This window comes from Terriglobia bacterium (assembly GCA_035712365.1).
In the GTDB taxonomy this organism is placed as follows: Bacteria; Acidobacteriota; Terriglobia; order UBA7540; family UBA7540; genus SCRD01.
Map to the genome: position 1 here is coordinate 1 of DASTAW010000054.1, position 12,638 is coordinate 12,638.

General features: G+C 59.5%; 6 protein-coding genes. 4 read left to right on the forward strand and 2 right to left on the reverse strand.

Annotation, left to right across the window (positions count from 1 at the left end; translation table 11 throughout):
* Positions 1 to 364 precede the first annotated feature (364 nt).
* From VFQ24_16715 to VFQ24_16730, 4 genes are all read left to right on the forward strand, one after another.
* A complete protein-coding gene (locus VFQ24_16715; protein HET9179999.1) occupies positions 365 to 1,753 on the forward strand; it encodes a DUF4832 domain-containing protein in 1,389 nt (462 codons plus the stop codon).
* Positions 1,754 to 1,962: 209 nt separating this feature from the next.
* Positions 1,963 to 4,719: a CehA/McbA family metallohydrolase gene (locus VFQ24_16720; GenBank protein HET9180000.1), complete on the forward strand. Its 2,757-nt coding sequence runs from the start codon at positions 1,963 to 1,965 to the stop codon at positions 4,717 to 4,719.
* A gap of 298 nt (positions 4,720 to 5,017) precedes the next feature.
* Positions 5,018 to 8,293, forward strand: coding sequence for a DUF5107 domain-containing protein (locus VFQ24_16725; protein ID HET9180001.1), 3,276 nt, complete (start codon positions 5,018 to 5,020; stop codon positions 8,291 to 8,293).
* Positions 8,294 to 8,375: 82 nt separating this feature from the next.
* Positions 8,376 to 10,013 carry a hypothetical protein gene (locus VFQ24_16730; protein ID HET9180002.1) on the forward strand — a complete coding sequence of 546 codons (1,638 nt, stop codon included), beginning with the start codon at positions 8,376 to 8,378 and terminating at the stop codon, positions 10,011 to 10,013.
* A 62-nt stretch (positions 10,014 to 10,075) separates the two neighbouring features.
* Here the strand turns inward: VFQ24_16730 and VFQ24_16735 are convergent, their stop codons facing one another.
* Entirely contained in the window at positions 10,076 to 11,746 is a 1,671-nt protein-coding gene (locus tag VFQ24_16735) for a carboxylesterase family protein (protein HET9180003.1), read from the reverse strand.
* Between the two features lie 195 nt (positions 11,747 to 11,941).
* Positions 11,942 to 12,523, reverse strand: a complete 582-nt coding sequence (locus VFQ24_16740) for a winged helix-turn-helix domain-containing protein (GenBank protein ID HET9180004.1) — start codon at positions 12,521 to 12,523, stop codon at positions 11,942 to 11,944.
* Between the last annotated feature and the right edge of the window lie 115 nt (positions 12,524 to 12,638).

Sequence of the window (12,638 nt, forward strand, 5' to 3'; positions counted from 1 at the left end):
TCGCAAACTGGAGCAGATTCACGCCCTGGCCGACCGACGCCTCAGCCCCAAAGCTCCAAATTCGTCTCAAAGCTCGGTTACATTTTAGATGGCGCGACATGTACAACCCAAAGTTACTTTCTTAAATGGCTTGATAGGGCCTGCCTGGTGGCACGGCCACTCCTGGCCGTGTTCGTGCAAGCCTGCCTGTTTGGTGGCTCTGCCGTCCTGGTCCCGCCCAGACGGGATCACGGGCGGAGCGCCCGTGCCACGACAGCGCCAACCCGCAGCCGAACGGTGATACAATCGCTCGGTGAAAAATGGCCCAGCCGTTTTTCCATTGCGAAGAACCAAACTCTTTCAGGTGGTGCGTTGGGGAGGGCACATGCGTTTCAAGATGATGAGCGCCGTGGTGGCGCTCGCGTTTTCAGCGGCGCTGACGTTTGCGCAGAACCAGAATGTTGTGGTGCGTCCCAAGGAGATTGACACCGTGCTGGTGAATCCAGGCATGGGAATCCAAACGTTCCAGCGATTCAACGGCGACGCGCTGAATGCCGGGCTGCGATGGTCTGAGCGCGGCCCTACTGAAGTTCTGCAGCCGGCGGCGGAAAAGCCTGACTTTCCTCAAAGCTCCATCTCCTACTGCCGGTGGTTCTGGAATGTTCTTGAGCCGCAGCAGGGTCAGTACAACTGGGGCATCATTGACTCGGCGCTCGAGCAGGCGCGGTTGCACCACCAGACTCTCGCCATCCGCATGATGCCGTATGACGAGCGGGACCCGCTTCCCGAGTGGTACCTGAACTCCGGCGCCCATCGCGCCAACAAGCCCACCGACAAGGACGGCAAAATCTGGCAGCCCGACTTCACTGACCCGCTCTACCTGAAATACTGGGGAGATCTCGTAGCAGCGGCGGGCGCGCGCTATGACGGCAATCCCTATCTCGAAATGGTGGACGTTTCCTCGATTGGCTACTGGGGTGAAGGTTGGAGCCATTACATGCCGGCGTTCCAATATCAGAAGGCCCTGATTGACATCTACCTCAACGCGTTCAAGCGGACTCCGCTGCTGATGAATTTTGATCAGGAGGAGGCGCTGGCTTATGGCGTCTCGCACGGAACGGGATGGCGCCTTGACTGCTGGGGCGACATGAGAACGCCGGGATGGGGCGCGATGCTCGACGTGTATCCCGAACAGGTGGTTCGCGCGGGCATTCAGAACGCCTGGGAACGAAGTCCCGTATCCCTTGAGAGCTGCGGAGTTCCGGGAAGCTGGCTCAAGCACGGATACGATTTGGACTACATCCTGCAGCAGGCGCTGCGCTGGCACGTCAGCTCGGTCAACATCAAGTCGTCAGCCATCCCTCCCGAATGGAAGAAGCAATTCGAAGAATTTGAAAAGAAAATGGGCTACCGCTTTATTCTTCGGCGCCTCGAGTATCCTAAGCAGGTCCGGCCCGGCGAGATGATGCCTGTCAACATGTGGTTTCTCAATGCCGGCGTCTCTCCCGTGTATGGGGACTACACGCTGGCTGTCGAACTCTCTTCATCCGAGGGCAGCGCAGTGATCAAGACCTCGGCCAACGTGCGAAAGTGGCTGCCCGGCGATGCCGTGTTTGACGGGACGCTTTTCGTTCCGCAAACTCTCGAGCCCGGCCAGTATCATTTCCGGGTGGGATTGCTCGATCCGTACACCGGGCTTCCGGCCATCAAGCTTGCCATCGAGGGTCTCCAGCCCGACGGCTGGTACGATCTGGGCACGATTGAGGTTCGCTGAGCTGGTGTTCGAGGTATTTGCGGACCAGTGAGAGGCCGCTGGAAAAAGCCTCGCCCGTCATTTCGAGGACCGATGTTCTTCCTCGGCCCGAGGAATCTGCTTTGTTTGTGGGTAGAGCAAAAGCATATTCCTCTCCCGCTCTGCGGGATCGGAATGACGCGGTCCGATGCATTTTCCAGCACCTGCTAACAAATTTTCGGAGGCGAACGATGTCCACCGATGACTCTGGCAACAGCGGCGATGGTTTTTCACGCCGGGAGTTCCTCTATCGGGTCGGCGCCGGCGTGCCGACGCTGAGCCTGGCGGTTGAAAATGCAGCCGTCGCGCGGCCGGCCGGCAGCACGGAACCGGCAGGCGCAGGCGACAAATTCACTCCCATTGACCTCGGCGCGCACTTCAATGCGTCGCCGCGCGATTTCGGTCCGCGCGACCGCGCCAAGGCGTTTCTGGGGGGCGAGGCTGAGAAAGACGGCCTGGTTCGCACGCCTGGCGGGAATCGCCGGCTGCAGGGAGCTCCGTTCCGCCTGGGGCCTGAGGGCGCGGACCAGAAATCCTGGGTCGGCCTCAGCACCCAGACCCGTTCCTGGACCACGCCTGCCGTCGAAATCGAACTCAACAGGAATGCCCATTACGTTTGCATGGCGTCGTTTTGCGATTGGGACCCGAACGAAACGCCGCCGCCCGGCGATGTCGCCATTGAGAACCTGGGGCAGGAACTGGCCCGCTGCGTGCTGCTCTATGAAGATGGCAGCCGGCACGAGTCGCTTATTCGACGGCGCTTTGAGACCAACTCTCCCCAGGAAGGCTGGGGGCACCTATCCGCCGCCTCTCTGCCGCCTTTCAAGGACCGCGCCAAAACCATCCGCGATCCGCTTCGCTCGGGTCTCGGCTGGGGACCATTACAGGAGTGCCTGGGAGGCGGAGGTTCGGGGGGAGAAGGATTCGGCGACCTGTGGATATGCGCCCTGGAAAACCCTTCGCCCGAGCGCAACATCCGCAGCCTGCGGTTTGAAGCGCTGGGAGCGGACCCGCTTCTGCTGGCTGGAGTCACTCTTTATCAGCGGCCGGAGTTTCCTTTTCGCTACGAAAGGCGGTCGCTCTATCGCCTGACCCTGCCGGAGGCAACGGCCGAGGACACGGATCGCTGGAAGCTGGACGTTGATCTGGGCATCGTGATCGGAACATTTGTGCCGGCGGATTTTTCCGCGGAAGCCTGGCTGGCCTCGCCTGCCGCGGGGCTGGGCGAGTCTGCGAAACCTCCGTCCGGGGCGCGATATCTCTATGCCGAAATAGCTGCCAGCCTCGGCGCAACGCTGTCGCTCGAGGACGGCAAAAGCGGCCAGAAATACGAATTCGAGCTTGGCGGCGTGAAGCCCGGCGAAGAGCTTGCAGGCACGCCGGGCGGCAGCCGAATCGAACTCGTGATGCGCGAGAAGCAGTGGGTCCACGGACGAGTGCTCGATTCCGCTACGCACAAGCCCACGCCCGTTCGCCTGGCTTTTCGTTCCAAAGAAGGGCGCTACATTCCTCCTTACGGCCATCGCGAGGACATCAACGACGGCTTTTTCCAGGATTATGGCGGCGACGTCAAGCTGATGGATACGCCATTCGCATACGTTGACGGGACATTCCTGGTGGAACTTCCCGTCGGCGAAGTTTATCTGGAGATGACCAAGGGCTTTGAGTATCAGGCAGTGCGGCAACGCCTCGAGATCAAGCCAGGCCAGCGGGAACTGACGGTGGAGATTCCGCGCTTCACCGACCTGCGCGCCAAGGGCTGGGTGACCGCCGATACCCATACACACTTTCTTTCGCCCACCACCGCGCTGCTGGAAGCGCAGGCGGAGGGTCTGAACCTGATCAACCTGCTGGCGGCCCAGTGGGGCGCGCTGTTCACGAATGTGGGCGACCTTTCGCACGGGCCGCTGGTTTCATCTGACCGCGAGTCGATGGTGTGGGTGGGCAGCGAAAACCGGCAGCACGTGCTGGGACACCTGGCGCTTTGCGGAGTGCACGGCGCGCCAGCGTTCCCCTTTTCAGCCGACGGGCCTGACGAGGCCTTTATCGGCGATCCGCTCTGGACGAGCCTGGCCGAGTGGGCGGAGACCTGCCGCCAGCGCGGCGGCCTGGCCGTCTGCGCCCATTTCCCGTTTCCCACCGGCGAAATCGCCGCTGACATCATCCTGGGCAAGATCGACGCCGTCGAGATCTGGCCTCGCAGCGAAGTCGAGGTGCGCCCGTCGGCCATCGAACATTACAGCACGCTCCGCTATCGCGACTGGTACCACTACCTGAATTGCGGCTTCCATGTTCCGGCGGTTGGCGGCACCGACAAGATGGGCGCCTATATGCCCGCCGGAACCAACCGCTGTTACACCTGGATCGGGCACGATGAATTTACTTTCGCCAATTGGGCCAAAGGCGTCCGCAGCGGCAACACGTTTGTGACCTCCGGGCCGCTGCTGCTTTTCCATGCCGATGGCCACCGGCCGGGGGAAGAGATCACGCTGGGCTCGGGAGGCGGCACGGTCGGAGTCCATGCCGACGTCCAGTCCCGTGTCCCCATTCACAAGCTGGAGGTGATTTTGAACGGCCGCGTGGTAGCCTCGCATGAAGACGCCGCCGGAGCGCGCACCATGAGCCTGAGTGAAGAAGTGAAGGTGCCGGGGCCGGGCTGGCTGGCGGCGCGCTGCTCTTCACAACTCGGGCCGACGACCGTGTGGCGATACAGGATTGCCGCGCACACCTCGCCGGTGTACGTCAGGGTGATGGGGCAGGAACTGTTTTCGGCGCCAGCAGCCGCGTATTTTATGAAGCTGATTGACTTTGCCGAAACCTACGTCAAGACGCTTGCCATCCGGCCGGACGCCGGGCAGTATGCGAAAATTCTCGAACTCTATTCGCAGGCGCGCGAAGAACTGCACCGTCGCATGCATCAGCAAGGATTAGACCACTCGCACTCCTGAGGATCGCAAAATATGGTGACAAACTCGTTTGTAGCGCCGCCGTCCCGGCGGCACTTTTCAGGGTCGGTCCCACTTGGCGGGACCGGCGCTATCGAAGCCCGCCATTCTATTATGCAACCGCTGTATCTACACGAACCGGCAAGTTGTAGCACATAAAACGGGAGCCCAGATGAGTTTTGATGACTTGGAAAAATAATTATCGAGATAGCTTGATGGATTTGGACACCCTTTGTGCGGCATTAAGTTTAAGAAGCCATGAGATAATTGACCTCGTGTAATCTCTTACGGGAGCAATGCAATGTTATCCAGAAAAATATCGATTGGGTTCAGCCTGGTGGTTTTACTCGCCCTGGTGCAGGCGGCACAGGCCGCCAACGTGCGGGTGTGGGAGGGGACGATCACCATTCCAACTTACCTGCTGGGGCCTGAAGACACGAACCCGCCGTTTCCGCTGGTGAATGACCACAACATCTATCCCTACACGGCACTGGATGATCTCACGGACAATCGCGAACCCAAAAATTATCGGGCCATCTACCTGGAAAACGAGTACCTGAAGGCCACCATCCTGCCGCAGATGGACGGCCGAGTCTACTCGCTCTATGACAAGGTGGCCAAACGCGAAGTCTTCTACCGAAACAACGTGATCAAGTATGGAATGGTGGGCCTGCGTGGCGCGTGGATTTCAGGCGGCGTGGAATTTAATTTTCCGAACGGCCACACGACGGACACGGTGTCGCCCGTGGCCTCGCGCTTCCGCCAGAATGCCGACGGCAGCGCCACCGTGGTGGTGGGAGACGTGGACCAGGTGAGCGGCATGCACTGGGAAGTCGCGCTGACCCTGCGGCCCGGCGTGGCGCACCTGGAGCAGCACGTCACGCTGTTCAATTCGACGCCGCTCACGGGACTTTACTGGTGGTGGGCAAACGCCGCCGTTCCGGCCCGCGATGACATGCAGTTCATCTACCCGATGCGGCTGGCCAATCCGCACTCGCACACCGAGATCTGGACTTTCCCCGTGTGGAAGGGAGTGAACTATAGTTGGTACAAAGATGTCCATCACGCCACATCGCTGTTTGGCGTAGACATCCATCGGGCGTTCTTCGGAGCCTATTACCACAACTCCGACAACGGCGTGATCCACGTGGCCGACTACCGCCAGGTGCCGGGCAAGAAAACCTGGACGTGGGGCAACGCGGGCGATGGCCAAATGTGGATCCATCTGCTGACGGACAACGACGGCCAGTATTGCGAGATCCAGTCGGGACGCTTCCAGACGCAACTGAGCCAGGAATTCATACCGCCGCAGCAGGTCGAGTCGTGGACGGAATACTGGTATCCAGTGGCGGGGCTGGACGGCGGCTTTGTGGATGGCACGCCGCAGATGGCCATCAACGTGATCTACCCGTCATCAGATGGCGCCGGGAAGTCCGCAGTCGTGGTCGCGGTCAGCCCGGCCGTGGCTCTCGATGGAGCAAAGATTGAAGTGAAGATGGGTTCGGACACGCTGAAGGACTTTGCACCCGTTTCGTTCGAGCCGCTGGCGACAAAAAAGTTTACCATTCCGGTTGCCGATGCCGCGGCCGCAAAGAAGCAGTTGGACGTTACCATCCTGAGCGCGGAAGGCAAAACGCTGCTCCACTGGTATGCTGGAGACCCGGTTGACGGGAATGCCAATCCCTCGGTGAAGCCCGGCGAGCAGCAGGTGAATGAAAAACCGGACAACGAATTGTCAGTGGAGGAGCTTTTCCTGCGCGGCGTAAACGACGAAAAAGAAGGCAGGCAGCTTCAGGCGACGGACATTTACAAGGAAGTGCTGAAGCGGGATTCCGGGTACGTGCCGGCGCTGCTGAAGCTGGCGGAAGAGGATTATGACGCCGCGGATTTTGCCGGCGCCGAAGCCCTGATGGCTCGAGCCCGGGCGCGCGATGCCAAGGACCCGCGGGCGGGTTACCTCTCAGGCGTGATCTACAAGGGGGCAGGGAAGACGGACCTGGCCCAGGACGCCTTCTGGACATCACTCCGGTTCGGCGGTGCAGAGGCGCCGGCGTTCGTCCAACTGGGCGAGATTGCCATTCAGCAAAAAGAATATACCGAGGCGGAAAGGCTGTTGCGCAGGGCCTTACAACATAATCCCGACGATGGCGTGGCGCTGAGTGACCTCGCGGTGGCGTTGAGGCTGGGTGGAAATTTGAAAGAAGCTTCTGAGGTGGCGAATAGGGCAGTTGAGAAGATGCCGATTCTGCCTTACGCGCTGGCCGAGCAATGGCGCGTCGAGTTGGCGCTCGGCGGCAGTGCTTCTGCCCAGCACGACGTGGTTTTTAAGAACACAGTCGGATTCCGTTCGCAGGGTTACCTGGAAGCCGGAGCGTGGTATCGGCGGCTGGGCGATCTGGCCTCCTCGGATGCTGTGTTGCGGGTGGGGACAAAAAACCTTGCGGCAAAAGACGTCTCTCCGCTGATCTACTACTACCTGGCGGCGAATGCCTGGGATGAAGGCAACGCCCAGCAGGCCTCCGCCGATGCCAATACGGCGGAGAAGGCCAACGTCGAAGCCGTTTTTCCCAACCGGCCGGAGGATGCTCAGGTCCTGCGTGAAGTGCTGGCGCACAACTCCTCCGACGCGCACGCGAAATATTTTCTCGGAAACTTCCTCTTTGCCCACTCACGTTATTCAGAAGCCGCGGACTTATGGAAGCATGCTGAAGGCGCAGGGTTCCACTATGCGGTGCTCTACCGGAACCTTGGCGTGTACGCGATGCGGGTGCAGAATGATCCAACCACCGCCGCCGCGTTTTATGCCAGAGCCATCAAGCAGAGCCCTGGAGATTTCCGGCTGTATGTGGACTTGGATGAGATTTACACCCAGCTCGGAAAAACGAGCGATCGCGAAAAATTGTTTGCCGGCGCCCCGGCCGAAGTCCTGGGCCATGATGCCGTGCGCGCGCGCCGAGTGCTACTGAATGTCGAAGAGCGCCGGTACGATCAGGCCCTGGATGCGCTTAAAGGGCACAACTTCAAGCCGTGGGAGGGCGGGCGCAGCATTCGCGAGCTGTTTGTGCTGGCCAATCTGGAAAAGGGCCGCCAGGACTTCGAGGCTGGAGAATTCAAGGAGGCGGAAGACGCTTTCCGCGCCGGACTTGAATATCCCGAAAATCTGGGAGTCGGCAAGCCCGAATATCCTCAGGATGAGGAAGCGCTCTACTGGCTGGGTCGCGCGCTCGATGAGCAGGGCCAGAAGTCCCAGGCACGCAGCGCGTGGCAACAGGCGGCCGACGAGATGCGTCCGTCGGCGGATGAGAGCGAAGGGCGCGGCGGGCCGTCAAGCTTTTATGGAGCGCTGGCGCTGGTTCGCCTGGGACGCTCCGAAGAGGCCTCGCGTATTCTGGACGGACTGGCAAGCGAACCGGCGACCGGCCGGGAGTCAGCTTACGACTATTACATTGCAGGGCTGGTCAAAAACTACCGCAAGCAGGATGGCCAGGCAGCGGCGGATTTCCGTCGCGCGCTTGAGCTGAACCCAGGCTTCTGGCAGGCGCGCCTGGAACTCGAGCGCAAGAGCGACTCGGAATAGATCAAAATAACGTGCTTGGTTTCACGCGAACTTGTGCCGATAGCTATTAGCCGCGGGCGTGATTGCTTTTCGAGGGGACACCATGAGATCAGATAAAGTTCGAGAAGGAAGGGGCCGGCTGGCGCGGCTTGCAGGGATTTCATTTTGCCGAACGAGCCATGCGGCTGCCACGGGTGTCATGGCAGCCTTGATTTTTGCTGGCGCTGTGCTGGCTCAGGCGGGAAGTCCTCCGGCGCCGCAGACTGCATCCGAAGTTCGCAATACCGGACCCGTTTACGTCGTCCTTTGGTTTGATACAGAGGACTATGTTCTGCCGCAGAGCGATGACGCTGCCAAGCGGATCGCAGAGTTTTTGACCTCGCAAGGGGTCCATGCCACGTTTAAGGTGGTTGGAGAAAAGGCAAGGACGCTTGAGCGGCGCCACCGCGAGGACGTGATTGCCGCGCTTGACAAGCACGCCATTGCCTATCACTCGAATTACCACAGTTGGCACGCAAGCCCTGCAGAATTTGAAGAGCCGCTTGATTGGCAGGACGGTGTGGCGGAGTTCATCAGGCGTGAGCAGCCGGGCATTGATGACATCCAGCGGATATTCGGGAGGATTCCGACCGCCTATGGCCAGCCGGGGAGTTCCTGGTGTCCTGAGGCCCAACCAGCCATGCGCAAAATGGGAATCCATGTTTATCTGGACGACGGTGAGCAGATCGGCCTTGACGGCAAGCCGTTCTGGTACGGCGGGGTCCTGAACATTTTTCACATGAAGTATATCGACGACTTCAGGCCGAACAACGACTGGACGAACGTCGAAGAAGTCAAAGCAAACTTCAAGAAGGCCTATACCGCGCTGAGCCAGAGTGGCGGAGGCCTGATCAGCATTTATTTCCATCCCTGCGAATTTATCCATAGGGAATTCTGGGACGCGGTAAATTTCTCGCACGGAGCAGAGCCTCCGCGCTCCGAATGGAAGCTGCCGCCGGTGAAGACTCCGGAGGAACAGGCCAGGTCGTTTGCTTTCCTTGAGAAATTCGTCGAGTACATGAAGACCTTGCCGGTCCACTTTGTTACGGCGCCCGAGACGTTAAAGCTCTATCCGGACCATGCGCAGGCGCGGCCGTTTTCACGGCAGGAGCTGTCTGAAATCGCACGGAACGTCCGGCCTGCGGTTTCGTTTCAGGTTTATGAGGATTATGACCTGTCCGCCAGCGAGGTCCTCTGGCTGCTGAACACCTACGTCTCGCGTGTCGTCGATAAGGCGCCCAGCCAGTTCGTCGAACTTCAGGGGACACCTCTTGGGCCCAGTTCAGATTCCACGAGCGTGGTCATGTCTGGCGAAGCCAAAGTTCCATGGTACCAATTCCAGTGGGCTGTCCAGGAAGTTGATGAAGCCCTTCGGGAGAACGCGCAGGTCCCGACGGTTGTCTGGGTTGGCGGCAATCCCTACTCGCCCGCCAGCTATCTGGTTGCGCTGGCCAAAGTCGCCGGCGGTCTGCTAGAGGGCAATCAGCCTCCGCAGGAGGTCACGCTGGCCCCGGCGCAGTTGGATGCATCGAAGTACGTAGCGAAGAATACGCCGCAGGTCTGGTCCTGGCCCATCTTCCGTCCGAGTTTCAACGGACAGCACCTCCTTGACCTTGCAAGGTTGCAGGCCTGGACCCTTAAACCCGCACTGCTTCGAACGGCCCACAGCCTCACGGTAAGCGGCGCAATCTCCAGGAATTAATTTGATTACATCTCGGTAAGCTCTGAACACGGCCCAGGGTGACTCGGGGTCTGACCCCTTCGCTACTTGTCGCGGTAACGGGCGACAGACGAATCGATGAACTCAAAGCGCTTCTGGTCTGTGGCGGGCTGCGAGTGGATGCTTTCCCCGAGGACCATCACCTGGCGGCCCTGCGGCGAATAGCGCGGCCAGTGGGGAAGGCCCGATCCATTAGGATTACCAGTCTTCGCGAAATTCGACCAGTATCTCATCATGGCGTCTGAGACTTTGAAGTCTACCGGCTGCCACGGAATTTTTTTCCATTTCAGAACTCCGAAGACGTATTCAATTTCGGCCGAGTGCCGGGCGCCCAGTTTGACCAGGGGAATTCCATCATCTGTCTCGCTCAGCGGCTCCGGCGGAGTGCGCGTGAAGAGGTAGCGATAGACGGGCGAATCGCCGGTCTTATTCTGCATCTCGAGCCATTTCCAGGTGCCGTAGACGGTGAAGAAATCGCTGGCGAGGTTTTCAGTGGATTGCCGCGTCTCTGCGGCGGTGGAATGCGGATAATACTTGAGCGCCTGGTCAGCGTCCGGGCCAAAGCGCTCCTTCAGGCTCTTGACGAGATTTTCGGCCGTGGGAGGAGTCTTTTTGGAATAGAGCACTCCCGCCTCTTCATCTTTATTCCAACCGGCCAGCAGCGGCACGTGGCTCTGCCTGCCTTCAACAAAGATGGTGTTGACATCCTGGGGCAGAAGGTAGCCGTCGATGTTCGGCCAGAAGTGTCCCTTTGCCGATTCCTCCGACAGCTTGCGGGCAGGAATGGCGCGCAAAGAGGCGAGTGATGTTGCTCCTATGGATTGGGCAAACTTTTCCCCAGCCTTCTCGGTTTGGGTCAGCGTTTCGGCTGAATGCAAATTCGGTCCCGCGCCGAACGAGGCGCCGCTTTCGCCGATGGCTTTCTGGAATAGCCCTTGGGCCAGCGGAGATGCCATCAGGAAGCTGACCGAAAACGATCCCGCGGACTCGCCAAAAATCGTGACGTTGTTTGGATTGCCTCCGAAGGCAGCAATGTTCTGCTTCACCCATCGAAGCGCTGCAATCTGGTCCATCAGCCCATAGTTGCCGGAAGCGTGATGAGGCGATTCCCTGGTAAGCGCGGGGTGGGAAAAGAACCCGAAAATTCCGAGACGATAATTGCAACTGACCACCACCACGCCCTTTTTCGCCAGGTTCATGCCTTCCTGCCGCGGCTCGGAAGTTCCGCCGGCCTGGAATCCCCCGCCATAGATCCAGAACATCACTGGAAGACTTTCTGAGGCGGACCCTGCCGGGGTCCACACGTTGAGGTAGAGGCAATCCTCGCTGGGTCCGCTGTCGCGGAAGACCATGTCGGAATAAATATTTCGCTGCATGCAACGGGGGCCAAAGGCAAGGGCCTTGCGCACGCCTTGCCATGTCTCGACTGGCTGGGGTGGCTGCCAGCGCAGTTTGCCGATGGGCGGGGCAGCGAAGGGGATTCCAAGAAACGCGCGGACGTTTGAGTGGTCCAGCGCCATGCCCTCGAGCGTGCCTGAAGCGATCTTGACCTGGTCAGCGGCGCGCGCAGCGGCAACTTGCGAAACAGCGAGCACAAGAGCCAGCAGAAAGGATGGTCTCGTGGGCAGTAAGGCGTGTTTCCAGTCCCTCATCATGAATTCCTCCCCCATGGCTGCCAGATCGTTTGCAGGATGCGGCTGCAAAATCCATCCCATGCTATCACCCCAGGCGGACGGAGACACACGAATCCTGGAAGCCTGAGTGGATTCTCGAAACCTTAACACGGGCAATTTGAATTTGCGCCAGTCACAACTGGCTGTCGGATGTGCCCTGTGGGTTTTGGGCCATCGCGGCAGGAATGATGGACGTGCTGCCTCTGAGACTCTACGATGCCTTTGCCGCCAACGGAGCTAGGTGGCAAATTCCGCGATCAGCTTATGCCCGGCTTCCGTCATTTCCCAGATGCCGCGCGGCGAGTCTGATTTCAACAGACCTGCCGCTACCATGGCGCTTTGCGCCCACTGCGCGGTGTTCCACCAGCGCGGCACTTCCGAGTTGGCGGCCAGAGGCTCAAAATCGAGGTCTGTCAGCGTTCCCTTCATCAACTTCGGAAGACGTTCCAGAACGTCCGCCATGTCACCGAAGCCACCCATCTGGTTCAGGACCTGCAGGATTGGTTTGAAATAAGCCACTTCCCGGGTCCTGATTCCCCGGTGCAGGCGGCTGAGATCATGGCTCCCGTTCTTTTTGGAACCGGCGCCGTTGGCTCCCGCTACCGGAACGAGCTTTTCCCATTCATTGCGCAGGCCAGCAAGCTTTTCGCGAAGCGCAGTAATCTGGTCTGCGCGCTCCAGGACAGCTCTTGCCGCGTCATAATTGCGCGCCGCAAAAGCTTTTGCTCCTGACTGATTAATAACTTCAATCTCCGTTTCCATCTCTTCCAGCAGGATTTCAAATGCTGCCTGAACAGTGGTGGGATCTTTGTCAACCATCTTACGGCCTCCTTTATTCACTCGCAGTTCCATTGTATTTCCGAACGGTCATGGCGCGGGCGCGAACACGGCCCAACCGATACTCCCCCTATCCCCACCTTTTCCCAGCAGCTTT